General features: G+C 53.4%; 25 protein-coding genes and 1 pseudogene. 17 read left to right on the top strand and 9 right to left on the bottom strand.

The window, feature by feature from the left end; genetic code table 11:
- The first annotated feature begins 35 nt into the window (after window positions 1-35).
- From WBJ47_RS00370 to WBJ47_RS00435, 14 genes are all read left to right on the top strand, one after another.
- Window positions 36-977: a LysR family transcriptional regulator gene (locus WBJ47_RS00370; RefSeq protein WP_422244505.1), complete on the top strand. Its 942-nt coding sequence runs from the start codon at window positions 36-38 to the stop codon at window positions 975-977.
- Window positions 978-1,014: 37 nt separating this feature from the next.
- The gene (locus WBJ47_RS00375; RefSeq protein ID WP_422244507.1) at window positions 1,015-1,725 is read left to right on the top strand and encodes a molybdate ABC transporter substrate-binding protein; all 711 of its coding nucleotides are present in this window, start codon (window positions 1,015-1,017) and stop codon (window positions 1,723-1,725) included.
- On the top strand, window positions 1,722-3,353 hold the full coding sequence (locus tag WBJ47_RS00380) for an amidase (RefSeq protein WP_422244509.1): 1,632 nt from the start codon (window positions 1,722-1,724) through the stop codon (window positions 3,351-3,353). Before WBJ47_RS00375 ends, WBJ47_RS00380 begins: the two co-directional genes overlap by 4 nt.
- 20 nt (window positions 3,354-3,373) lie before the next feature.
- Window positions 3,374-4,246 (top strand): isocitrate lyase/PEP mutase family protein, encoded by an 873-nt coding sequence (locus WBJ47_RS00385; protein WP_422244510.1) that lies wholly within the window; start codon window positions 3,374-3,376, stop codon window positions 4,244-4,246.
- A 91-nt stretch (window positions 4,247-4,337) separates the two neighbouring features.
- On the top strand, window positions 4,338-5,405 hold the full coding sequence (locus WBJ47_RS00390) for a tartrate dehydrogenase (RefSeq protein WP_422244512.1): 1,068 nt from the start codon (window positions 4,338-4,340) through the stop codon (window positions 5,403-5,405).
- 59 nt (window positions 5,406-5,464) lie between these two features.
- Entirely contained in the window at window positions 5,465-6,154 is a 690-nt protein-coding gene (locus WBJ47_RS00395; RefSeq protein WP_422244514.1) for an MBL fold metallo-hydrolase, read from the top strand.
- A gap of 93 nt (window positions 6,155-6,247) precedes the next feature.
- Window positions 6,248-7,414 (top strand): CaiB/BaiF CoA transferase family protein, encoded by a 1,167-nt coding sequence (locus WBJ47_RS00400; RefSeq protein ID WP_422244516.1) that lies wholly within the window; start codon window positions 6,248-6,250, stop codon window positions 7,412-7,414.
- A complete protein-coding gene (locus WBJ47_RS00405; RefSeq protein WP_422244517.1) occupies window positions 7,411-8,211 on the top strand; it encodes an enoyl-CoA hydratase/isomerase family protein in 801 nt (266 codons plus the stop codon). Before WBJ47_RS00400 ends, WBJ47_RS00405 begins: the two co-directional genes overlap by 4 nt.
- 12 nt (window positions 8,212-8,223) lie before the next feature.
- The gene (locus WBJ47_RS00410; protein WP_422244518.1) at window positions 8,224-9,408 is read left to right on the top strand and encodes an acyl-CoA dehydrogenase family protein; all 1,185 of its coding nucleotides are present in this window, start codon (window positions 8,224-8,226) and stop codon (window positions 9,406-9,408) included.
- A gap of 35 nt (window positions 9,409-9,443) precedes the next feature.
- Window positions 9,444-10,817, top strand: a complete 1,374-nt coding sequence (locus WBJ47_RS00415) for an MmgE/PrpD family protein (protein ID WP_422244520.1) — start codon at window positions 9,444-9,446, stop codon at window positions 10,815-10,817.
- Between the two features lie 36 nt (window positions 10,818-10,853).
- Entirely contained in the window at window positions 10,854-12,404 is a 1,551-nt protein-coding gene (locus WBJ47_RS00420; protein ID WP_422244521.1) for an FAD-binding domain-containing protein, read from the top strand.
- A gap of 14 nt (window positions 12,405-12,418) precedes the next feature.
- On the top strand, window positions 12,419-12,568 hold the full coding sequence (locus WBJ47_RS00425; RefSeq protein ID WP_422244567.1) for a DUF2256 domain-containing protein: 150 nt from the start codon (window positions 12,419-12,421) through the stop codon (window positions 12,566-12,568).
- The gene (locus tag WBJ47_RS00430; RefSeq protein WP_422244523.1) at window positions 12,565-13,869 is read left to right on the top strand and encodes a DASH family cryptochrome; all 1,305 of its coding nucleotides are present in this window, start codon (window positions 12,565-12,567) and stop codon (window positions 13,867-13,869) included. The genes WBJ47_RS00425 and WBJ47_RS00430 overlap by 4 nt, the downstream gene beginning before the upstream one ends.
- Window positions 13,854-15,395, top strand: coding sequence for a cryptochrome/photolyase family protein (locus tag WBJ47_RS00435; RefSeq protein WP_422244524.1), 1,542 nt, complete (start codon window positions 13,854-13,856; stop codon window positions 15,393-15,395). Before WBJ47_RS00430 ends, WBJ47_RS00435 begins: the two co-directional genes overlap by 16 nt.
- Here the strand turns inward: WBJ47_RS00435 and WBJ47_RS00440 are convergent.
- From WBJ47_RS00440 to WBJ47_RS00465, 6 genes are all read right to left on the bottom strand, one after another.
- Window positions 15,382-15,681, bottom strand: a complete 300-nt coding sequence (locus tag WBJ47_RS00440) for a 4a-hydroxytetrahydrobiopterin dehydratase (RefSeq protein WP_422244525.1) — start codon at window positions 15,679-15,681, stop codon at window positions 15,382-15,384. The two genes, WBJ47_RS00435 and WBJ47_RS00440, sit on opposite strands and share 14 nt — an antisense overlap.
- A 13-nt stretch (window positions 15,682-15,694) precedes the next feature.
- Window positions 15,695-16,909 carry an MFS transporter gene (locus tag WBJ47_RS00445; protein ID WP_422244527.1) on the bottom strand — a complete coding sequence of 405 codons (1,215 nt, stop codon included), beginning with the start codon at window positions 16,907-16,909 and terminating at the stop codon, window positions 15,695-15,697.
- A gap of 21 nt (window positions 16,910-16,930) precedes the next feature.
- Window positions 16,931-17,356 carry a BLUF domain-containing protein gene (locus WBJ47_RS00450; RefSeq protein ID WP_422244529.1) on the bottom strand — a complete coding sequence of 142 codons (426 nt, stop codon included), beginning with the start codon at window positions 17,354-17,356 and terminating at the stop codon, window positions 16,931-16,933.
- Between the two features lie 2 nt (window positions 17,357-17,358).
- The gene (folE, locus tag WBJ47_RS00455; RefSeq protein ID WP_422244531.1) at window positions 17,359-18,066 is read right to left on the bottom strand and encodes a GTP cyclohydrolase I; all 708 of its coding nucleotides are present in this window, start codon (window positions 18,064-18,066) and stop codon (window positions 17,359-17,361) included.
- Between the two features lie 90 nt (window positions 18,067-18,156).
- A complete protein-coding gene (locus WBJ47_RS00460) occupies window positions 18,157-18,537 on the bottom strand; it encodes a thiol-disulfide oxidoreductase DCC family protein (protein ID WP_422244532.1) in 381 nt (126 codons plus the stop codon).
- Between the two features lie 13 nt (window positions 18,538-18,550).
- Window positions 18,551-19,039: a GNAT family N-acetyltransferase gene (locus WBJ47_RS00465; RefSeq protein ID WP_422244533.1), complete on the bottom strand. Its 489-nt coding sequence runs from the start codon at window positions 19,037-19,039 to the stop codon at window positions 18,551-18,553.
- A 94-nt stretch (window positions 19,040-19,133) separates the two neighbouring features.
- On the opposite strand from WBJ47_RS00465, the pseudogene WBJ47_RS00470 reads away from it, so the two are divergent.
- Window positions 19,134-20,330 (top strand): annotated as a pseudogene (locus tag WBJ47_RS00470) (CaiB/BaiF CoA transferase family protein); the annotation flags it as partial.
- 2 nt (window positions 20,331-20,332) lie between these two features.
- Window positions 20,333-21,133 (top strand): SDR family oxidoreductase, encoded by an 801-nt coding sequence (locus WBJ47_RS00475; protein WP_422244534.1) that lies wholly within the window; start codon window positions 20,333-20,335, stop codon window positions 21,131-21,133.
- A gap of 13 nt (window positions 21,134-21,146) precedes the next feature.
- On the opposite strand, the gene denD is transcribed toward WBJ47_RS00475, so the two are convergent.
- Genes denD through otnK form a run of 3 tightly spaced genes read right to left on the bottom strand, consistent with a single transcriptional unit; the run spans window position 21,147 to window position 24,099 of the window.
- Window positions 21,147-22,130, bottom strand: coding sequence for a D-erythronate dehydrogenase (gene denD, locus WBJ47_RS00480; RefSeq protein ID WP_422244535.1), 984 nt, complete (start codon window positions 22,128-22,130; stop codon window positions 21,147-21,149).
- A gap of 2 nt (window positions 22,131-22,132) precedes the next feature.
- Entirely contained in the window at window positions 22,133-22,816 is a 684-nt protein-coding gene (locus WBJ47_RS00485) for an aldolase (RefSeq protein ID WP_422244537.1), read from the bottom strand.
- Window positions 22,813-24,099, bottom strand: coding sequence for a 3-oxo-tetronate kinase (gene otnK, locus WBJ47_RS00490; protein WP_422244539.1), 1,287 nt, complete (start codon window positions 24,097-24,099; stop codon window positions 22,813-22,815). Before otnK ends, WBJ47_RS00485 begins: the two co-directional genes overlap by 4 nt.
- A 132-nt stretch (window positions 24,100-24,231) precedes the next feature.
- Between otnK and WBJ47_RS00495 the strand changes: the two genes are divergently transcribed.
- A complete protein-coding gene (locus WBJ47_RS00495; RefSeq protein ID WP_422244540.1) occupies window positions 24,232-24,768 on the top strand; it encodes a methylated-DNA--[protein]-cysteine S-methyltransferase in 537 nt (178 codons plus the stop codon).
- The last annotated feature ends 43 nt before the right edge of the window (window positions 24,769-24,811 follow it).

Genomic DNA, 24,811 nt, shown 5'->3' on the forward strand with positions numbered 1-24,811 from the left:
TCGCTAGAATAAAAGACTATTACTGAATTTGATTCATGAGTACACTCATTGTCATGCGAAACCTTAATGCATTACTCGTTTTTGTCAAAGTTGCTGAAACACGCAGCTTTACCCTGGCAGCGCAACGACTAGGCTTGACCTCTTCGGCGATCAGCAAATCCATCACCCGACTCGAGCAGGAGCTCGGTGTCAAACTGCTGACGCGCTCCACCCGTTTGGTGAACCTCACAGGCGAAGGCGCAAGCTTTTTTGAGCGTTGCCGACAAATTCTCATCGAAATCGAAGATGCCGAAACGGCGGTGACCTCCACGACTGCGACACCTAAAGGTCAATTGCGCCTTCAGATGCCGGTAGGCTTTGGACGTCGGGTTGTGGTGCCAAAAATATGGGAATTTACGCAACGATACCCGGAGCTCAGTGTTGACATCGAATTAAGTGATCGTCAAGTTGATCTCACTTATGAGTCTGTCGATGCCATTATTCAAATTGGCGCTGTCACAGACGACCGTGTCGTCGCACATAAACTCTGCAATCTGAGTTTTGCGGCCTACGCCTCGCCAGACTATTTAGCCAAGCATGGCATCCCAACTTCCCCCGCAGATTTAGATCACCATCAATGTATGGGTTATTTGCTGCCAATCAGTGGAGACCATCGCGAATGGCACTTTACTAAAAACGGCAAAGACTTTTCCAAAGTGGTCTCGGGTGCACTGAACATCAACAATGCAGAGTCACTTTTAGAGGCTGCGATCGCAGGAGCGGGTATTGTGATGGTGAGCGATTTCATTGCAGGTGACGCGCTGCGTTCCGGCAAGATTCAACGTATTTTGTCCGACTACGTTGTCGCTGGACCAGAGGTATTCATTGCTCACCTGCCACGCAGCACTCTGGCTGCAAAAGTCAGAGTATTTGTGGACTATCTCAAGACTATTGTTGAGGATATTGATCCACAAGCGCTGAGCAAAATAGAGCAATAGTCATTATCAAATTCAACTTCACACGAGACAAAAAAACATGGTCACGCAACAGCCCCCCGCCCAGTCCTCTTTGAGCGTTCTTTCAACCATGGCGCTACGCAATGCACTCAACGAGCTCATCCCTGCTTTTACTGCAGCTTCTGGCATCCAGATCAACATTGAGTATGGCGCAACGGCCCATCTGAGTGAGCGCATCCGCGCAGGTGCGCGCGGCGATCTGCTGCTCGCGGTTGCCGGTTCAATTGACGAGTTGATTGTCGAGAAAATTTTAAACAGTGGCAGCAGAGTGGATCTGGTGAGTTCCGATGTTGCCATGGCCGTTGGGTTGTCGGCAGCCGTACCTGACATTTCTACCCAGGATGCTTTTATCGCCACACTTAAAGCCGCACGCTCTATTGCCTTTTCCAAACAAGGCGCAAGTGGCATGTACTTTGCGAGTCTCATCAAACGGCTGGGACTAGATGAAGAAGTTCGCGCCAAAGCAACGGTCCTGCCAGAGGGCTTGACCGGTGCATTAGTGGCCAAGGGTGAGGTGGAATTAGCCGTTCAGCAAATGAGCGAACTCATGCAAGTGCCGGGGATCAATATTTTCGGCAAGCTGCCACCTGCCGTTCAACAGTCCACCGTATTTTCTGCAGGTGTTTTTAGAGAAACCGTCCAGAATGCCGCCATCGCAACATTGATTCAGTTTTTACAAACAGACCATGCCAAGCGCGCCTTTACACAACAGGGGCTGGATCCAGTATGAGCACAGAACTCCATTTCCAGACGATTGCCGAAGCAGGTCGTCTGATCAAAGCCAAAAAACTTTCACCTGTTGAATACGTGGATCATTTGAGTGCGCGCATTGAGTCGCTAGATGATCAACTCAGCGCCTTCATCACCCCGACGTTTGGACTCGCGCGTCAACAAGCCAAAGCTGCTGAGAGCGAAATTATGGCTGGGCGCTACCTCGGTCCAATGCACGGCATTCCTTTTGGCGCCAAAGATATTTATGAAACAGCTGGCATTTTGACGACGGGCGGTTCGCGCATCGGTCAAAAACATGTGCCCAGCAGCGATTGTGCCGTTGTGGCCAAACTGTATGAGGCAGGTGCTTTATTAATGGGCAAGCTCAACACACACGAGTTTGCACATGGAGGTCCTTCTCTAGATCTACCGTGGCCGCCGGTGCGCAATCCTTGGGATCTGACACGTTTTTCAGGCGGCTCTTCCAGTGGCTCGGGTGCTGCGGTTGCCGCCGGCTTTGTAGGAGCAGCGCTGGGGACAGATACAGGCGGTTCCATTCGAGGCCCTGCCTCTCTGTGTGGCATTGCAGGTTTTATGCCGAGCTCGGGTCTGGTGAGTCGCGTAGGTGTGATGCCGAACTCCTTTACGCTGGATCACTGTGGTCCGATGGCGTGGACGGTTGAGGACTGTGCGCTCATGCTGCAAGCGATTGCGGGGCATGATCCCGCTGATGGCAACAGCTTTGAACAGCCAATTCCTAACTATGCAGAAAGTCTGGGCCAAGACCTAAAGGGTTTACGTGTCGGCGTGTTGCGTTATGTATGGGAAGAAGATCTTGTTGCCAATGAAGAGCACCGCCAAGCACTTGATCATGCCGTAGAAATTTTCAAGAGTCTTGGGGCCTCAGTGCAAGACTGTCGCCTACGCCCCATGCAAGACTACATGGACGTCAAGGTCGTCTTGGCTGAAACGGAAATTTTTGGCGTACAACAACAAGGGCTGACCGAACGTCCGCATGACTATGGGCGAGACTTTTTGACGCGTATTTTGCCGGCAGTGATGTTTCAGTCACTCGACTTTCTCGCTGCAACACGCGAACACAAGCGCATGCTGGAGGAAATGAAGCCGATCTACGAAAAATTTGATCTGCTTGTGATGCCTGGTTTTGGTCCAGCGCAGCCGATTACGGCACATCGCCCCATCACCTTTTGGCGCAAACCAAATACCCAGGTACTGGCCAACATTACTGGTGGTCCAGCGGTGTCTGTCAATTGTGGCTTCAACGCAGCCGGATTACCGATGGGTTTACAAATTGTGGGGGCGCCACTTGCAGACGCATTGGTCTTAAAAGCAGGACATGCCTTTGAACAAGCGATTGGTTTACGCAACAAACGTCCCGAGCTCATCCCAGGTCAGACGGCTCCTACCCTCATCGCACCTGATTTGACACCAGAGACTTCACACTGCGATGCAGAAACGCGGGCCTTTGCGGTTCGCATGGCAAGCAATGCAGGACTGAAACTTGATGATGCGCTGATGGAAGTTTTGTGTGAAGCTGCTCCACACGCCCTCGCGATGACAAGCCGTTTACGCAAGAACCGGAACTGGTTCGATGAGCCCGCCAATGTGTTTCGCTCAGGACAATGAGCACTGACAGGAAACCAATCATGCAATCAATGAAAGCTAGACTGGCTCAGCCAGAAATTTTGCTCGCTCCCGGTGTCTATGATGCACTGTCCGCTGCCCTCGCAGAGCAAGCAGGCTTTGAAGCCCTTTACCTCTCTGGTGCTTCAATCGCCTACACCACTCTGGGTCGTTCAGATATTGGTCTGACCACCTACTCTGAAGTCTGTGAAAAAGTGGCGCAACTCAGAGATCGTGTCCAGATTCCGTTGATCGTCGATGCCGACACTGGCTTTGGTAACGCACTCAATACTGAAAGAACGGTACGCGGCTTTGAACGCGCTGGCGCCAACGTCATTCAGCTTGAAGACCAGTCATTTCCAAAACGCTGTGGTCATCTTGATGGCAAAATCATTGTTTCTAGTCAAGAGATGGTCGGCAAGATCAAAGCAGCGACTGATGCCCGGCACTCCAGTGACACGCTCATCATGGCACGCACGGATGCGGTAGCCGTTGAGGGGTTTGACGCAGCTATTGAGCGTGCTGAGCGGTATCTGGAAGCGGGTGCGGATATTCTTTTTGTTGAGGCCGTACGCAGTGATGAACAAATGCAAATCGTTAACCAGCGATTTGCAGGGCGCGTTCCCCTGCTCGCCAATATGGTTGAAGGCGGAAAAACACCAGTCAAGTCCGCTGAAACATTGCAGGCAATCGGTTACTCAATCGCAATTTTTCCAGGCGGAACTGTGCGGGCAGTCGCCCACTTACTGCAAAATTATTACGCCAGCCTCAAAGTCACAGGAAGTACTCAGGCCTTTCAGTCTGCCATGCTGGACTTTGATGGACTCAATGCAGTCATTGGCACACCCGAACTACTTGCACGCGGCAAACACTACGAAAATGGCGGCAAACCATAACCTTTATTCAAGGCTCGCGTTCTAAATAGCGAACGGGCTGTACTCTTTTTATAACCAAAAAAAATCTAACGACAACGCTAAGGATCCATCCATGAAAACATATCGTATCGCCGCAATCCCTGGTGATGGCATTGGTAAAGAAGTGATTCCTGAGGGTCAAAAAGTACTTCAGGCCATTGCAGCCAAAGATCAATCACTCAAATTCGAATTTGAGAGTTTTGATTGGGGCGGTGACTATTATCGTCAGCATGGCGTGATGATGCCGGAAGATGGCTTGGATGCGTTGCGCGACAAGGATGCAATTTTGTTTGGCTCGGCGGGTGATCCGCATATTCCGGATCACATCACGCTCTGGGGATTGCGCCTGAAAATTTGTCAGGGTTTCGACCAATACGCGAACGTTCGCCCGACGCGGATCTTGCCCGGCATTGATGCACCGCTCAAGCGTTGCACACCTGAACAGCTCGACTGGGTGATCGTGCGCGAAAACTCAGAAGGTGAATACTCCGGCGTGGGCGGTCGTGCCCACCAAGGCCATCCCATCGAAGTCGCCACCGATGTGAGCATGATGACGCGCGCGGGAGTCGAGCGCATCATGCGCTACGCCTTCAAACTCGCACAGTCTCGCCCACGCAAACTTTTAACCGTGGTGACAAAATCCAACGCACAACGCCACGCCATGGTGATGTGGGATGAAATCGCCGTTCAGATCAGCAAAGAATTTCCGGATGTAAAGTGGGATAAAGAGTTGGTCGATGCTGCCACAGCGCGCATGGTCAACCGACCCGCCACACTCGACACCATTGTTGCGACAAACTTGCACGCAGATATTTTGAGTGACTTGGCTGCGGCTTTGGCTGGCAGCCTGGGAATCGCTCCGACCGGCAACATCGATCCTGAGCGACGCTATCCCTCCATGTTTGAACCCATCCACGGTTCTGCTTTTGACATCATGGGCAAAGGTTTAGCCAATCCGATCGGCACCTTTTGGTCCGTCGTCATGATGCTAGAGCACCTGGGCGAACAGGCTGCCGCGGATCGCCTGATGAAAGCCATCGAAGCGGTGACGGCAAATCCTCGCCTGCACACACGCGATCTGGGTGGACTGGCGACAACTGCACAAGTCACAGCGGCGATTTGCGAACAGTTGAATAGTTGAACAGTTAATAATTTAAGGCCAACCGAGGCCACTCGGGTGGCACTTTCTGGAGAACGTCAGTGAATGCGAGTTATGAATTACTCATTAAAGGCAATAGCCTGAGTTTTCGCGGCGGTTTTTTTGGTCTATGCAACGTTGCGCTCGTCACAGCTGAGGACGGCACACGCATTTTGTTCGACACGGGTCATTATTGCGTCCGTAAAGGCCTAATCAATGGTCTGAAAGAACGCGGCCTGGCTCCCACGGATATCGATCTCGTCTTTTTATCTCACCTGCATTTTGATCATTGTCAAAATCTGGACTTATTTAAAGGTGTACCTGTCGCGGTGGGCGAAACTGAACTCGGTTATGCGCGCAACCCACATCCTGAGGATCTCTTTATTCCCTGGAAAATTCATGATTTGTTAGCGGAATTTGATCTGCGGGTGCTTCCCAAAAGGGGCATGATCGCACCTGGGATTGAGCACTTTGAAGTACCGGGTCACACCACAGGCTGTCAGGCGCTGCGCTTTACGCAGGCGGACGGTCGCCGCGTCGTCTTGGCTGGGGATGCAGTCAAGTACCCCAAAGAGGTCCTCGCGCAAGTCGGCGATATGTGTTTTGGTTCGACTGAGGACTCTAAACGCTCCATCGCAGAAATCTGCGATGGGACCGACATTGTCGTGCCGGGCCATTTTCCAGAGATTTTTAAACGCAATGGCAACTGGATCTGGGACGAACCGCCTTCGATCGAACTGATTTTGCGCTAATTTGAGCGAATATCACCCCAAGGCTCAGCGTTGAGTGGATGAATTCGTGACATAATTTTGGAGGGACAATCCACTCAAAAAAGTCTATCCATAATGCCTGAGTCTACGCAGCAAGAACATACCCAGACCGGCCCATTCGCCGGTTTGGTCGTCATTGAATTAGGCAACAGTGTTGCCGCACCTTTTGCCGGACAAATTCTCGGCGAGCTCGGTGCCCGAGTCATCAAAATTGAAAAAGCCGATGGTGACGATGCCCGTCGCTGGGGGCCACCTTTCTGGGAGGGCGCTTCTCCTTTTTTTCAAGCTTTGAACCGCAACAAAAAGTCAGTGGTCTGCGACCTGCGCGATCCACAACAAATCGAAGAACTTCGCCAATACATCTGCGATCACGCAGATATTGTCATTCAAAATCTTCGACCTGGTCATGTTGAAAAACTGGGACTCGATGCCGCGAGCCTCTTGGCAAAACAGCCTCGGCTGATCTATTGCAACCTGGGGGCATTTGGCAAAGTGGGCCCCCTCAAAGATCGCCCGGGTTATGACCCACTGATGCAGGCGTTCGGTGGCATTATGAGTACGACAGGTGAGCCCGGTCGACCTTCGGTTCGCGTGGGTGCCTCAATTGTCGACATGGGTACAGGCATGTGGGGCATTATCGGTATCTTGACCGCCCTGCTTGAGCGCCAACAATCCGGTGTCGGTAAAGTCATCGACGTCTCACTGTATGAAACAGCCACAACCTGGGTGTCCCTGCTTGCCGCGCAGTATCTCTCAAACGGCGAGGTCGCGGCCAAACAAGGCTCGGGAGCCTCAGGTATCGTTCCCTATAAAGGTTATATGACGAGCGATGGTGAGCTTGTCATCGCCGCGGGCAGCGATGCGCTTTTCAAAGCGCTCTCCACTACGGTCGGTAAACCTGAATGGGCAACCGATCCCCGCTTTATCGACAACCCGCGGCGCGTGGAAAACCAGGCCGAGCTTTACGCAATGCTCGACGCCATCATTGTCACCAAACCCACCGACTATTGGGTCGAGCAACTTGAGGCGGCAGGCGTTCCTTGCGCACCAGTCAACAATCTCGCGCAAATGGTCGCGCATCCACAAACCCAGGCACTCGGTCTGATGCAAGACGTCCCAGGAACAGGGATGCGCTTTATCGGTCTGCCGATTAGCTTTGACGGCGTCAGACCCAAACCCTACGCCGCACCGCCCAAACTCGGTGAACATTCTGAATTGATCTCCAAAAGGAACGCAACATGAGTACTTTTCCCACTTACGAAACCATCGCCACAGAGATGGTGAGCACCCATGTGCTCAAGGTCACCCTCAACCGCCCACAAGTCGGCAACGCGATCAACACGCAAACCGGGCACGATTTGCTGGATCTCTGGAATCGACTGACCGCGGATGCCGGTGAAGTACGCTGCATCGTGCTGACGGGTGCCGGGGAAAAGATTTTCTGTGCTGGCGGCGATCTCAAAGAGCGCAACGGCATGACCAAGCGCCAATGGACTCTGCAACACGAATTGTTTGAGCGCATGTACTGGACGCTTGTGGACCTGCCTGTGCCCGTCATTGCAGCGGTCAACGGTCACGCCTACGCGGGGGGTCTGGAAATGGCGCTGTCTTGCGATTTTATTTATGCCAGCAATGCTGCGCGTTTTGCGCTGACCGAAGTCACACTTGGCATCATGCCCGGTGCCGGCGGTACACAAAATCTGCCGCGAGCGATTGGTGAGCGCCGCGCCAAAGAGATTTTGATGACTGGCAAGCCCTTTAGCGCCCAGCAGGCAAGTGAGTATGGCTTGATCAATGCCATTCTGGAGCCAACTGAGGTGCTAGCCGAAGCCCTCGAAACGGCGGAAGTCATTGCTGCTAATGCCCCACTTTCTGTCCGCCAAATCAAGAAATCTGTGCGTTATGGCGGTCAAATGGAGTTGCGTACTGCTTTCCGTTTCGAAATTGAGGCATACAACCATCTCATCGACACCGAAGACCGAATGGAAGGTGTCGCGGCATTTAACGAAAAGCGTAAAGCGAACTTCAAAGGCTGTTAAGCGGAGCATCACATGGCAAATCCAAAACAAAACATCACCATCGAGACTGGTGAGGACTATCCAGAAATCCGCGAAGGCGTTAAACGTGTCTGTGCGGACTTTCCAGGCTCTTACTGGCGAGAACTCGAAGAAAAATCAGACTACCCCACAACGTTCGTTCAGGCCTTGACCGCCTCCGGCTATCTGGGTGCGCTGATCCCCGAAGAGTACGGCGGCAGCGGCATGCCGCTGCGCGCAGCAGCGGTGATCCTTGAGACGATCCACTCATCGGGCTGTAATGCTGGCGCCTGTCATGCCCAGATGTACACCATGGGTACCGTATTGCGTCATGGCAGCGAAGCGCAAAAGAAAAAATACCTCCCCGATATCGCCTCCGGCAAGGTGCGTCTGCAAGCGTTTGGCGTGACAGAACCCACCTCAGGTACAGACACCACCAAGCTCAAAACACGGGCCGAGCGTCAAGGCGATCATTACGTCATTAACGGTCAAAAAGTCTGGACCTCGCGTGCTTTGCATTCTGATTTGATGTTGTTGTTGGCGCGGACAACTCCGCTCGATCAGTGTAAGAAAAAGAGCGAAGGCTTGTCTGTGTTCCTGCTCGACATTCGCGATGGCTTGGGCAAAGGTTTGGACATTCGTCCGCTCAAGGCCATGGTCAATCACCATGCGACTGAAGTGTTTTTCGACAATCTGAAAATCCCCGCAGACAACTTGATCGGCGAGGAAGGCAAAGGCTTTAAGTACATTCTCGACGGCATGAACGCCGAGCGTATTTTAGTGTCGGCCGAGGCGATTGGAGATGCCCGCTGGTTCGCGAAAACAGCGGTGGCCTATGTAAGCGAGCGTCGGGTCTTTGACCGTCCGATCGGTCAAAACCAGGCCGTTCAGTTCCCGATCGCGCGTGCACACGCGGAGACCGAGGCCGCTGACTTGGTGTTACGCCGCGCGGCCGCGCTGTTTGATGCGGGCCTGCCTTGCGGAGATGAGGCCAATATGGGCAAGTTACTCGCCTCAGATGCGACCTGGCATGCAGCCGAGGCTTGTCTGCAGAGTCATGGCGGCTTTGGCTACGCCAAGGAATACGACGTCGAGCGCAAGTGGCGCGAAACGCGCCTGTTCCAGATCGCGCCAATCTCGACCAATCTGGTGCTGTCATATATCGGCGAACACATGCTCGGCATGCCACGTTCGTTTTAACCACTCAAAATAAAAATATTGTGCAGGAGACAAATATGACTCAAGGATTAACCCACGCTCTCGCCGCCTTCGTAGCGCAACCGACCTTTGGTGGTCAAGAGCAAGCTGCCTATGCTGTTGCAAAAACAGGCTTTATCGATACGATTGCGACCATGATGGCCGGGCATCGCGAACCCGTCGTGGACATCGTCCGACAGTTTTTCGCCCAAGCCACGACACCAGCCGAGGCGCCGGTTCCCTTTTTAGGCACCATGCACCCCGCGGCACAAGCAGCCTTCATTAATGCAGTGGCTGGTCACGCTTTAGACTATGACGATGTGGCGATCTCAGGCCACCCCAGTACTGTCCTGGTCCCCGCTATTTTGGCCGAAGGCCACAAGCTCAATAGCTCAGGTCTGGATGCCGTCCGTGCTTATATCGTGGGCTACGAAGTCTGGGCGGAGCTCGTCAGCCGCGAACCTGAGCAATATCATCTCAAGGGCTGGCATCCAACAGGTGTCTTTGGCGCGGTGGGCGCCGCCGCGGCTGTGGCTTACCTCAATAAGCTTTCTGTGGAGGAGGCGCGTCAAGCACTCGCCATCTCCGCCAGTCTCGCTAGTGGTCTGGTCGCGAACTTTGGCACCATGACCAAGCCTTTTCACGCTGGCCGCGCGGCCTCGCACGGCATTGATGCAGTCCGCTTGTCCAAACTCGGCATGACTTCGGCACCCGATGTGTTTGAACATCCTGCTGGCTATTTGTTTGCACTTTCATTGTCGGGCCGTGCAGACCTCAAGCGACCCGCTGACACCCTGGGTAAGACCTTGCGGATTTTGGATAGCGGCTTATCGATCAAGCGCTACCCTGTTTGCTATTCGAGTCACCGAACGATCGACGGGGTACTGGCGATCGTCGAACGTGAAAACCTCAAAGCCGAGGACATCAGCAACGTCCACGTGACGATGGGTCCCGCCCAAGCTTCAATGTTGCGCAACAAACATCCTGTGACAGGTCTCGAGGCTAAATTTAGTGCTCAGTTTGCAGTGGCCTCCGCTGTGGTGGCGCGTCAGGTCGGTTTATCCCAATTGACGGACGCATTTGCCACACGCCCTGATGTGTCAGAACTCTACGGAAAGGTCAGTGTGACTACGGTTGATACCGCCTGTCCGTTAGAGCCCGCCTTTGCATTCACAGACCGCGTGGTGATTGAAACAAAGAATGGAAAAAAGTTTGACTCAGGTGAAATTCGTTTTCCTCTGGGCAATGCAAAAAACCCCATCGATGCCGCCGGTTTAAAGGCGAAATTCATGGATTGCGTCGCGACAGGCAAAGCCGAAAATCCGGCCATGCATGGCGCGGACGATGGCCTCTATGACCGCATAGCGGGTCTAGAGAATCTCCCTAGCGTGCAGAGCCTATTTGGCAAATAGTCCTGCAGGCGCCGATGATGTAGTCAACGGAGTGTAATGAGTCAAAGCGTAGTGTGGTTTAAAAAGGACTTGCGCGTCCATGATCACGCTGCGTTGACTGCCGCTGTCAAACGCGGTCGTGTCTGTTGTCTTTACATCATCGAGCCAAGCCTCTGGCGCAGCCCGGATGCCTCGACGCAGCACTATGAGTTCACCATCGAAAGTCTGCGCGATCTCTATGTCGCGATTAAAAGACTCGGTGGACAGTTACACGTTGTAACCGGGGAGGCGCTTGACGTCTTGCAGAGGTTGCACGCACTCATGCCATTTGATGCACTGTATTCGCATCAGGAAACCGGCAACGCGCCGAGCTTTACACGTGACATTGCCGTTGGAAACTGGTGCCGTCAACAAGGCATTGCCTGGCATGAGCCGATACAGTTTGGCGTCGTGCGACGACTGCACAATCGAAACCTCTGGCAAGCCGCCTGGGAAGAGCACATGCAGCAAGACTGCCTGCCCGCCCCGGCCCGGATCGACGCTCTCCCCTTGCCTTGGACTGAGCCAAGGCCACCGAGTGCGGCGCAACTTTGCATTGACCCATTGAATCCGCCTCACCGTCAAAAAGGCGGACGTCAGATTGGTCTGGAAATTCTCAATGATTTTCTGGAGGTCCGCAGCGAACAATATCGTGGCGGAATATCCTCACCCTTGTCGGCGCCTACGGCATGCTCGCGGATCTCGCCCTACTTTACCTATGGCTGCCTCAGCATGCGCGAAGTCGTGCATGCGATGGTGGACGTCATGGACCGCGAGAGCTCCAGGGAGAGCCGCAAATCAAAAGGGTTACGCGCGCTCATGAGCCGTCTGTACTGGCACTGTCACTTTATTCAAAAGTTGGAGTCAGAACCTGAGCTTGAGTATCAAAACGTTCACCGCGGCTACGATGGTCTGCGGGAAGATGACTGGAATGAGGCGAATTTCGTCGCGCTGAGCGAGGGACGCACAGGCTGGCCTCTCGTGGACGCCTGCGTACTGATGCTCAAAGACACGGGCTGGATTAATTTTCGGATGCGGGCGATGATTGTCTCGACCGCGGCGTACCCGCTCTGGCTGCACTGGCGGGGAGTCGGCCAATGGCTGGCCAGACATTTTCTTGACTATGAGCCTGGTATCCACTGGAGTCAGATGCAGATGCAAGCGGGCACCACAGGCATTAATATTCCGCGCATCTACAATCCCATCAAACAGGCGCGTGACCACGATCCAAAGGGCGTCTTTGTGCGACGCTGGATTCCGGCGCTCAAAAAAGTCCCAGACACTTGGTTATTTGAACCCTGGCATTTGACACCTGAGATGCAACTGCAGTTTGGCATCCACGCCGACAATAGGCTCCCTGTGCCCGTCGTGGATCTCGAAGCCGCCACACGCGAGTCTAAGCGTCGCCTGTACGATAGACGCAGTGATGCAGACGTCAAAGCAGGAAAAAAAGCGATTGTTGAAAAGCACGCCTCGCGCAGGCGTTCGAGTCAGCCCACCAGCCGCAGACGGATCAACAGTCCCACGCAAACGCCCTCCCCGACACAGCACGCCTTGGATTTCTCATGACTACCCCCTCCCCCATGCGTGGCCGCAAAAAAGCTGACCTCCCCAGCAAAGTCTGTCAGCGTTGCGCCCGCCCTTTTACTTGGAGAAAAAAATGGGAGCGTGACTGGGAAAACGTGAAATTTTGCTCCGACCGCTGTAGAACGTCTTCGGGAGCATCTAAATGAGCACCTTGATTTATTGGTTTCGAAACGATCTGAGATTGCAGGACTCTCCTGCGCTGAATCAAGCCTGTCGCACGGCGACACACCTTATTCCCGTTTTTGTACTCGCACCAGAGGACGCCACAACACGCTGGGGTTTTCCACGCGAGAGTGAGCCGCGCAAACGATATCTCACGGAGACCCTTGTCGCACTGGATGCACAATGTCGAGCACTCGGTACTCGACTGCTCGTGTTGCAAGGCGATGCGGTCACCACCCTCGCCTCACTGGTTCAATCCACGCAAGCCGACGGCATCATCTGTGAGCAAATTGCCGCCCCCGAAGAGCAAGCCGAAATCGAGCAGCTTAGAGAGCAAGGCATCAAGGTTCAATACCTGTGGCAATCCACCATGTTGGATTTGGCTACGTTGCCTTTTACGCCTCGGCAAATGCCCGATGTGTTTACGCAGTTTAGGCAAAAGCTCGAATCTACAGGACTGCGCGCCCGGGCAGTGGCCGCACGACCTGAGCGCATGCCTTCTCTGCCCGAGAACCTTGCGGTTGAAAGCGTCTGCTTGAAGCAGCGGCTTGAGCATCTAGGTTCGAGTTTAGAAGCAAACAGTCAGTCAAGCGCAGGCACCTCTCAAGGTCAGCAACACCTGGACCACTACTTCTCAGACGAACTACCTCACACCTACAAACAAACACGCAATCAACTCTTTGGCACAGACTACGCGACCAGCTTTTCTACTTGGTTAGCCACTGGAGCACTCTCGGCCCCAATGATTGTTGAGCGGCTCACGCAATACGAAGCTGCCCGAGGTGCCAACGATGGCACTTACTGGATCTGGTTTGAACTGGTTTGGCGGGATTACTTTCGTTTTTTACATCTGAAATATGGACGTGCCCTTTACTTGCGTCAAGGCCTGCGCAAGCCTGACCCAAGCGGTGATGCGCCCAGCCTTGCTGAGCCTTTGAGCGGCATCGCGCTCAAACTCTTTGAGCAATGGACTCAAGGTAGAACAAAAAATGCACTCGTCAATGCGGGGATGAACGAACTCGCCGCGACAGGAAAGATGTCCAATCGCATGCGTCAGATCGTCGCAAGCTATTTAATTTATGACTTAAGAATCGATTGGCGAGCGGGCGCGGCCTGGTTTGAGTCACAACTCTTGGATTACGACGTTTATAGCAATCAGGGAAACTGGCTCTATATCGCGGGCTTGGGCACAGATCCGAGAGGCGGTCGACGGATGAATTTAGAAAAACAAGCGCTAGAACATGACCCTAAGGGGCTCTATCGCAAACAATGGGCACAGACATGACAACGCTTCGCTTAGTACTGGGTGACCAACTGAACCCCGCACACAGTTGGTTTTCAAACGTGGACCCAAACGTTGTTTACACCTTGATGGAGATGCGTCAAGAAACAGACTATGTGGTGCATCATGCCCAAAAGGTACTGGCGATTTTTGCTGGTCTGCGTGACCTCGCTGCACTGCTTGAGTCTCAAGGTCACCGCGTGCATTACCTCGCCATCGATGACGCTAAAAATACACAGTCTCTTACGCTTAATCTGGAAAAGTTATTCAAACAATATCAATGTTCGCGCTTTGAATATCAACAGCCTGATGAGTGGCGTCTGGATGCGCAACTTGAAACATTTGGTAAAAGTTTAAAGATCGCGGTGGAGATGTGCGACAGTGAACACTTTTACACGACGCGTCACGAGGCAGGAGAGATCTTTAAAGGTCAAAAAAGCTGGCTGATGGAACGCTTTTACCGTCAGATGCGGACAAAACACAAGGTCCTCATGCTCGATGCTAAGAAACCCGTCGAAGGGCAATGGAATTTTGATCATGAGAATCGCAAGCGCTGGACCGGCACCCCTCCGGAACCCAAAGATCAGCGTACCAAACACGATCACTCTGCCTTGTGGACTGTCATCGAAAAAGCGGGTGTTCAAACATTAGGCGTGCCACATGCAGCAGAATTTTTCTGGCCCTTGAACCGTAAAGAAGCGCTCGCAGAACTGGATCACTTTATTGATCACATATTGCCAAACTTTGGTGACTTTCAAGATGCGATGAGTACGGGACACTGGAGAATGTTTCACTCGCTACTCTCCTTTTCGCTCAACACCAAGATGCTCAACCCACAAGAAGTGGTGAGCCGCGCCGAACAAGCTTGGCGCGCAGGCAAGGTGTCGATCGCGACGGCTGAGGGCTTTATCAGGCAAATACTAGGCTGGCGCGAATACATCCGTGGGATGTATTGGCACCATATGCCTGGCTATGAACAGCACAATACGTTTAACCACACCACGCCCTTGCCAGAATGGTTTTGGACCGGCAAGACAAAGATGCACTGTCTCTCCGACTCCATCGGTCAATCCTTAGAGCATGCTTATGGACACCATATTCAACGTCTGATGGTCATTGGCAACTTTTCTCTGCTGGCTGGATTAGATCCCGCTGCGTTGCATCGCTGGTACCTTGGAATCTATATTGATGCGTTTGAGTGGGTAGAGTTGCCCAATGTCATTGGCATGAGTCAGTTTGCCGATGACGGGCTGCTGGCCACCAAACCCTATGTGTCGAGCGCGGCCTATGTCGACCGAATGAGCGACTATTGCAAAGGCTGTCATTACGATAAAAAGTTACGCGAAGGTGAGCGCGCATGCCCGTATAACGCTTTGTACTGGGACTTTTTTATCCGCCATGAAGAGAAACTCTCCAAGAATTTCAGGCTCGGAATGGTGTACAGAAATATTGAAAAAATGAGTGATGCCGCCGTCGAGGGCATCAAAGAAAAAGCTCAGGAAATCAAAGCATCACTCAATACGTACTGAGGCGGTCAATCGCACAGGCCATCATGATGTCGCGTGTCGACAGACCACCCGCATCATGCGTGGTCAACACAATAGAGACCTTGTTGTAGACGTTGGACCACTCGGGGTGATGGTCCAATTTTTCTGCCAAGATCGCGACACGCGTCATAAAGGCAAAAGCCTCGCTAAAGTCTTTGAAATGCCAAGTACGGGACAAGCGCCCTCCCTCGGTCGAATCATATTGCCAATCCGGGCAGGTTGCGCAGGCGGCATCGAGTTCACTAGACTGTAAGCGTGCAATGCTCATAATGGTCGACCTCTCAAGATGACTGTGTATTGGAAGGACCGGGTTCACGGGGCAACAGCATCACGACGATGGCCGTACACGCAGCAAAACCCGCCATGACTAACAACATGACATCAAAACCGAGACTCTTAACCGATGGGCCAAGCGCCCAGACTGCAATTGAACTCAAACCCAGAGAGACGGCCAAGCGAATACCCGCCACGCGCGAACGCATCCGGTCGTCCACATAGCGCACCACCATCACATCTACGAAGGGTACCGCGCCGAAAATGAACACCATGACGCCCAACAAGGCTGCGAACAACCACCAACCTTGGGCGTGGGAAGCGAGCAAAAACAACGGGATTTGCAGCAACACAATGCCAAGAAAAATGGGGCGTATGGCAAAGCGGTCAAGCAGCTTTCCGACAATCACTTGCATCAGCGACGCCACCACATAGATAACGGCCAACATGATGCCTAACGTTGCGGGATCCTCCACAATGCCCTTAAAGCGCTCGAGCAACAGCTGACCATTGCCATTGGTCGTAAAGTTAAACAGCACACTCCCGGTCGCCGCGCTCACCGTCATCACTGCCAACACCCGCGCAATCAAGGCAGGAGGGAATTTGACCTTGGCCGTTGTTTTACGCTTGGCGGGCGCCTCGGTTTCTGCTGGACACACATAAGCAAACCAGACGCCACAGGCAATCGACAATACTGCTGGGATCGCAAAGGCAGCGCGCCATCCGAGCCACTTGATCAAAAAACCACTGACCACAGCGGCAAGAGCCACGCCCAAATTACCCGCCAAACCATTGATCCCAATCGCATAGCCCGGGTTGACCGACTTTTGCACCAAAAAGGGAATGCCGACAGGATGATAAATAGAGGCGAAAGCACCCACCAACGTGAGCGCTGCGGCGAGTTGCCAGGCGTTTTGGCTCAAGGCAGCAATCAGCGTGGAGGCACCTATACCAACAAAAAACACCACCATCATGCGACGGCGCCCCCAGAGATCACCCAGGCGACCCGAGGGAATCGAGCCTAAACCAAACAACACGAAAGCTCCCACACCGTAGGGCATCAGATCTTCCCAGCTGTCAAAGCCAAAATCCATTGCAATCACGCCGACTGATGCCGCAAAGATCAGCAAGAACATGTGGTCTAAACCATGCCCGACATTGAGCAACAATCGAACGGCCAACGAATGGTCCTGAGTGTGCAAGGAGGCGTCAGTTGCGCTCATCTTCTTTGGATTCCTGTGTGTTTATGCGCGACCAATAATAGATGCCGTCAACATGAGCTCCTCCAAGAGCGCAAGTGACACCGCACCAGAGACCGAGTAGGGATCCAACTCGGGCTGCTCAGAGTACTTGAGTACGATTGAGGTGTTGAGTTTGGAAAGATTGACCTTTCCCATTGTCCAGCCACCAAAACGTCTCTCAGTGATTTCTTCGTAGTGAAGCAACACAACGTCTTTGTGTCGTGTGTCACGAATGATGTGGCCATACAACTCATTGACTTGCTTGCGACCACCTTCGATCGCCTGAAGGTAAATTCCGCCGCCATAACAAAGAATGCCGGTAATTCCATTGGCGATATTGTGCTGACGCGAGGAATCTAAAATCGAATCCGTCTCCTCGTTCGCGCTTGGGTCTAGTGCACGACTGACATATAACAAACGTACCAACATGGCTATACCTCTCGAGGAATCAAGGACAGGAACTCACGACGCAAATTGGGGTCTTTTAGAAAGGCTCCCCGCATGACTGAGTTGATCATACGGCTATCCATGTCCTTGACACCGCGCCAGGACATACAAAAGTGTGTCGCGCTCATGACGACAGCTAAACCATCGGGTTGGGTTTTTTCCTGAATCAAGTCAGCGAGCTGCACGACCGCTTCTTCTTGAATCTGCGGGCGGCTCATGATCCATTCCGCGAGGCGGACGTATTTGGAGAGACCGATCACGTTGGTATGCTCATTGGGCATGATGCCGATCCAAACCTTACCGATCACGGGACAAAAGTGATGGCTGCACGCGCTACGCACGGTCATCGGTCCGACAATCATCAATTCGCTCAGATGCTCGACGTTAGGAAACTCTGTAATCGGGGGCTGGGGACGATAACGACCGCCAAACACCTCTTGGAGGTACATTTTGGCAACGCGACGCGCGGTGTCATTGGTGTTGTGATCGGAAACGGTGTCAATCACCAAGCTTTCCAACACGCCTTTCATTTTTCCCTCCACCTCATCCAACAGCAGAGCAAGTTCGCCTGGTTTGATAAAGTCGGAGATGTTGTCATTGGCATGAAAACGCTTGCGTGCTGTTTTCAGGCGATTGCGGATGGATACCGAAATGGGTATGCCTTTGTCTTGGTCTTGATCAGTAGGATTCATAAGGTTGAGTTTAATCGTGGTGTGAGTATCTTGTGTTGGGGAAAAGAAGATCAAACTTAAGCATTAACGGAAGCACGATCTGGCTAAGCACTACTTGATCCGACGTTGTATCGCTGGACGAATCCGAAGAAACCCAACATAACATTTTTCTAAAAACCATATTCCAGGGGGATGCGCAAACAACCGCCCGAACCAGCGCCAATATTTCAGGCTCAACCAGAGCTCGACAAAAGCCGCAGCACCGCTTTTGAGGGTGCCATCGGCGCCTCGCACATGAAAGCGCGCCATCGCTTGCTGGCAACTCAAATCACCAGCGACTTGTCCGTCTGTCGCGCGACTGACATCCTGCCAGCTAATCTGGTCCGCGCCTGCACTGTTTTTATAAAAACCAATTTCTCGCCTGCAAAGCGGACACGAACCATCGAAATACACAGTGATCTGATTATTTGCTTTCACAGAGGCTTTGTCCATAAAGACCACACACCTACAACCACTTCTGCATGAAGAGGGCCTGCCCCGTTTCTGGGCTGAGGGAATATTGCTCAAAGCCAAACCGTTGGTAGGAGCGCTGCGCTTGGGTATTGCCGCTCAGCACCTCAAGCGTCACCTTGCAGCACCCTGAAGCGCGCGCATACCCCTCCATCGCTGTCAAAAGCGCCTGACCGACACCCTGACCGCGGTGGGCAGGGTCCACAGCAATGTCGTGCACATTGAGCAAAGGGCGTGCTTTAAAGGTCGAATATCCGGGCAAGGCATTTAACAACCCGACTGGCTGGCCGTCCTTGAACGCCAGCCAACTGATCGCTCCGGAAAACTTAGCGAGGTCGTCACACAAACGCAGTCGTGTATCCGCAGGCAGGGGCTCAGCGCCTCCCATTGGATCTCTGGCATACATATCAAGCATGGAAAGGAGAGCCTGGCGGTCACTTGGATCAAGATAATCCACGACTTTGACAACAATGCTGCACTGCATAAAAACCTCTCCTAGATGCTGACGCGGACCGACGAGCCTGCCACCGCTTGTCCGATGGTATAACAACTCGTTTGCAGACCCAAATCGAAGGTACATGATGTCCGACTCCCTGCCCCTTGAAGGCATTCGCGTTGTTGAATTTACACATATGGTCATGGGTCCCACCTGTGGGATGATTCTTGGCGATCTCGGCGCCGAGGTGATCAAAGTCGAACCGCTCGCAGGTGACAACACCCGCAAGCTGCTGGGCTCAGGCTCTGGTTTTTTCCCAATGTTTAACCGTAACAAGAAAAGCATTGCAGTCGATGTCAAACATCCTGCGGGAAAAGAAATTGTCCTTAAGCTGCTCGGTTCAGCCGACGTTTTTAGTGAGAACTTCAAAACCGGCACCATGGACAAGCTTGGTTTTGGTTACGAGGCCTTATCCAAGCTAAACCCCGCCCTCATCTATGTGTCCCACAAAGGCTTTTTGCCAGGACCATATGAACACCGCACCGCACTCGATGAGGTGGTGCAGATGATGGGCGGTCTGGCCTATATGACGGGTCCGGTTGGACAACCCTTGCGCGCAGGTGCGAGCGTGAACGACATCATGGGTGGCATGTTTGGCGCGATCGGTGTGTTGGCCTCCCTACAAAAACGGCATCGCACAGGCAAGGGTCAAGAGGTCGCAAGCGCTTTGTTTGAAAACAATGTTTTTCTGGTTGCGCAACACATGATGCAATTTGCCGTGACAGGTGCTCCGGCCAATCCAATGCCTAACCGGCTAAGCGCCTGGGCTGTATACGATGTCTTTACAGTCAAGGATGGTGAGCAGATATTCTTGTCAGCCGTCAGCGACACGCAATGGACGATCTTGTGCAAAGAGTTCGGCTTTGATGATCTCAAGTCTGACGATAGACTGGTGACGAACAATGACCGCGTCAAGGCGCGCAGCTGGCTCATTCCGATTTTGCGTGAACGGTTTGGCGTGTTGAGTGCAAAAGAACTGAGCAGCCGTTTTGAACAATGCGGCTTGCCTTATGCGCCCATTACACGCCCACACGACTTGTTTGACGATCCCCATCTACTCGCCACGGGCGGCTTGGCACCCGTCACGATCGCAGCCGACAACACGGGCGCCGGACGAGAAATCGAAACCCGCGTCGCCCTATTACCGATCGCCCTTGAAGGTGAACGCCTGCAAGTGCGCAAAGCCCCGCCAACAATCGGCGCCGATACGATTGAGCTTTTACAAAGCATCGGCTATACCCAAGAAGAAATATCTGCCCTCAAAGACAATGGAGTCGTGACATGGAATTAAACCTCACCCACAAGCACGTGCTGATCACTGGCGGCAGCAAAGGCATTGGCCTGGCCTGTGCCAAAGTATTTCTCGAAGAAGGCTGTAAAGTCAGTTTGGTCTCGCGCAATCCCGTCACGCTTGAGTCAGCTAAAAAACAACTCTCCACACAAGTACCCGGCAGCCAGGACCGAATCGCTTTGTTTTCGGCCGATGTGCAAAAAGCGGAGTCGGCCGAGGAAGCGCTCAATGCGGCAGAAAAAACCTTTGGCGCAATCGATGTGCTGGTCAACTCTGCAGGTGCCGCCAAACGCACACCCGCAGAAAGCCTCTCACCTGCGTTCTTTCGGGAAGCGATGGATGCCAAGTTTTTTACTTACATCAATATGATTGATCCAGTGATCAAGCGTATGGGTGCCCGAGGCACTGGTGTCATCGTCAACGTTGTCGGCTCTGGCGGAAAAGTCCCCAGCACACCACACATCGCAGGTGGCAGTGCCAATGCAGCACTCATGCTGACCACCGCAGGCCTCGCAGCGGCCTATGGCCCGAAAGGCGTGCGCATCAACGCAGTCAACCCGTCAGGCACCCTGACAGATCGGCTCATTGAGGGTCTAAAAGTGAATGCTGATCATGAAAAAATTAGCCAAGAGGAGGTTCTCAAACGCATGACTGCCCAGGTGCCGATGGGTCGTTTGGCTAGCCCTGAGGAAGTGGCGGATACGGTTGTCTATCTTGCCTCAAACCGTGCCAGTTATGTCACTGGCGCGATCCTCACGATGGATGGCGCGGCACACCCCTGCGTCGTTTAAAGCAACTGCCCTTTTAGGCACGCGTCATATCAAGGTATTGTCTAATGATGTCTTGATAGGACGCATCCCCTTTAAGTCCTAGGCGATGGGTGCGCTGGCAATCAAACTTTGACGGCCAGCCTCCCACGATGCGCGTGATCTGCTCATCGGGTTCGACCGTGACGAGAGCGGCTACCTGCTCACCCGCTACCTCGCGTAAAGCCTGCAACATGTCACCAACCGTCACAGTCAGCGCAGGTAGATTCAGTGCCGTCCGGCCCCCGAACTCTTCGCGCGTCGCCTCAACAGCGGCCAGCACACCTGCAATGGACGTCAGGGGTGAGGACAAGGCCACACGTGTATCGAGACTCACCGGGCATCGCATCGCGACACCCGAAAGCGGCTCTCTCACGATACCTGACAGAAAGCTTGAGGCCGCACCATTTGGGCGTCCCGGACGAACCGAGACCGTCATCAGTCGGGCGACACGACCGTCGATAAAGCCTTTGCGGCTGTAATCCGCAATCAACTGTTCACAGATGAACTTATGAATCCCGTAGCTTGACTGAGGCGTCGGCAGAGTTGAATCTGTCACCACAGAAGGCATGGCAATCGCGGGGTCTGAGCCAAACACCGCCACAGAGCTCGCAAAGAAAAACAAGGGTGCTTGACCCGTGCGAGCATGCTGAGCACGCAGCCCCTCCAGCACGGCGCGGGTTGCCTCAAGATTTGAGCGCAAGCCAAGCTCGAAGTCTGCTTCGCATTCACCTGACACCGCTGAAGCCAAATGAAAGACCGCGTCGTAATCATTTTTAAATAACTCGGGCAGACGATTGAGCAAATCTCCCTTGTCAATACGTACTTTGGGATGCTGGACAATTTCCTGTCGCGTGGGTGCCACTAGGTCTGTGAGCGTCAGGGTTGTCAGGGGGCGGCCTCGCAAACAGTTGCGTTTCAATAACTCGCCCGCAAGCAAGGTCCCCAAAAAGCCCGCACCACCGGTGATAAGAATATTCATGATTACCAAGACGCCTGAAAGTGTTGTCGACATTCCTCAATAGCGGCCTCTGAAAGTGGCTCGGCTTGACGACCACTCCTTAACCAGAGGCGTGCCGTTTCTTCGAGCTCTTCAAGTACAGCCATCGCCGACACTAAGTTGCTTCCCCAGACCTGCGGCCCTAAGCGATCACACATCACAGCGCGCAAGCTCAGGCCACGCGTACGATAGGCCTCGATAAGGGTTGCAATATGGTCCGCGACACGAACATCTCCCGGCCTAAAGTAAGGCACAAGCGGCACATGCCCCACTTTCATGACGAAATATGGTGTGAGAGGGGGCACGATATCGTCATCGCGCCACACCCCTCTCAGTGTCAAATCCACCAGCCATGAAGAATGTGTGTGGATGACACAATTGGCTTGGGGCGAATGTTGATAAATGCGTCGATGCAAGGCCAGTGTTTTACTGGCACGATCACCTGAGAGTTGCTCTCCGCTTGCATCCACTTTGGCAAGTTTGTCGGGTTCTAGAAAACCCAGGCAAGCATCGGTCGGTGTAATCAAAAAGCCGCCAGCCGGCTCAGGCAGCCTGACGCTAATATTGCCGGTCGTTCCATGCACATAGCCGCGTTCAAACAAGCTGCGGCCGACTTGGCACAGTTGCTCACGGAGCTGTGTTTCTGAGGGCTGAGATAAAAGACTCATGTCGCCTGTATCCGTTCAAAGGCCTGGGTGAAAAATTCGACACCACCAAAATTGCCGGACTTGAGCGTCACGTGGATCAGCCTGTCTGCTGGATATGTCCGTCCAGTGCACCACGGCACACCTGGATCAATTTGCGCACCGATTTGAAGTTGCGTCATTTTCAGCGCTTGTACGACAGCACCTGACGTTTCACCGCCTGCGACAATCAGTTGGCCCACGCCAGCCTCCACCAAGCCTTGTGCAATCTTGGCGAGCGTTGCTTCGACGCGCGCACCGGCCTGCTCCACGCCTAATCGGCTCTGCACAGCCTGCAAGGCCTCCGGGGCAGCGGTCGAGTAGATCAAGACAGGTTGCTGACCGAGCCTGGGGCGAGCCCAGATCAGGGCTTGTTGCACGACAGAAGCGACTGACTCGACCCCATCGACCAAAGCCATCGGATCAATCTCAAAACTCGCCCCGCCCTTTGCGACAAAATCAGCCACTTGCGCATTGGTCGCGCGTGAACAGCTCCCAGACAGAATCGCTTTTGAACCGGCCGCAGGAGGCAGTGCGGCTGAGTGGGGGTTGGGCTGAATCGAAAAGTTAGCAGGCAAACCAATGGCGACGCCAGAACCAGCCGTCACAAGCGGCATATCGGACAACGCAGGTGCCAATCGATAAAGATCCGCGTTGCTGATGGCATCCACAATCGCCACCCCAACCCCTTGCTGACGCAACTCAGCAATGCGTGTGCGTACCGCCTCCTGTCCTTGCGCCACGACCGCATGATCAATCAAGCCTACGCGATGTGTGGTCTGGGGAGACAACACGCGCAATAAGTTAGGATCCTTCATCGGTGTAAGAGGATGGTTTTGCATGCCACTTTCATTGAGCAACACCTCACCCACAAACAGGTGCCCCTTAAATACAGTCCGCCCCATATCCGGAAAGGCCGGTGTTGCGATCGTGAAGTCCGTCTTCAACTCGTCCATGAGGGCATCGATGACCGGGCCAATATTGCCCTGAGGCGTCGAGTCGAAGGTTGAGCAGTATTTAAAGTAGATTTGTTGCGCACCTTGCGCTCGCAGCCATTTGCATGCTTCAAGGGATTGCGCAATCGCCTCGGCGGGCGCAATCGTTCGACTTTTAAGCGATACGACCACCGCATCCACATCCGCTTCGACCGGCGTTGCAGGCACTCCGATCGTCTGCAGGACGCGCATGCCGGCTCGCACGAGATTGTTCGCCAGGTCCGTGGCGCCGGTAAAGTCATCTGCAATGCAACCTAACAACACCTGCTTCATCGATTTCCTGCCTCTAAAGGTTTCAGGAAATTATATGCCCGGGTCGCCTAGCTTTCGCATGCCATACAGACCCATTACACTAATCAAGACCTCTCATGCGCACGCCCACCCTTTTACTATGGGTTCATCATCATGCATACGCTTACGACCGTTCGTTATGGACAAGGACCAACACCCTTTGGATTTGGAATAATCGGGTGGACTAAGCAGGGAATCGTTATGCTGCACCTGCAGCAAACAGCCAATCCCCAGCCTCAGGATGTATTGGCCACGGACTTTCCGGATTGCACCCTTGCGCGTGACGACAAAGAAGCAAAGGCTTATCTTGGACAAGTATTTCAGATAAGCAAGTCGGAGCATTCGCAGCCGAGGCTCACACTGGCCATGTCAGGTAGCCCGTTTCAGCTCAAGGTCTGGCAAGCCTTAAGGGACATCCCCTTTGGGCAAGTCCGAAGCTACGGTGCACTCGCAGAGAGCTTGGGCCATCCTGGTGCTGCGCGCGCCGTTGGAACTGCGATTGCCGCCAATCAGCTGGCCTACCTTGTTCCCTGCCACCGTGTCGTTCGCGCCACAGGGGAAACAGGTCAATTTCGCTGGGGCGCCGCGCTAAAGGTACAAATGCTTGCCTGGGAAGCCCATCAGCTTGCAGTCTCGAACGCCGACCGTTAGCATTTGGCGATTATTGAACACTCAATCTCGACATTACCTTTTT

It is taken from the genome of Zwartia sp., assembly GCF_049655405.1.
Lineage (GTDB): Bacteria > Pseudomonadota > Gammaproteobacteria > Burkholderiales > Burkholderiaceae_B > Zwartia.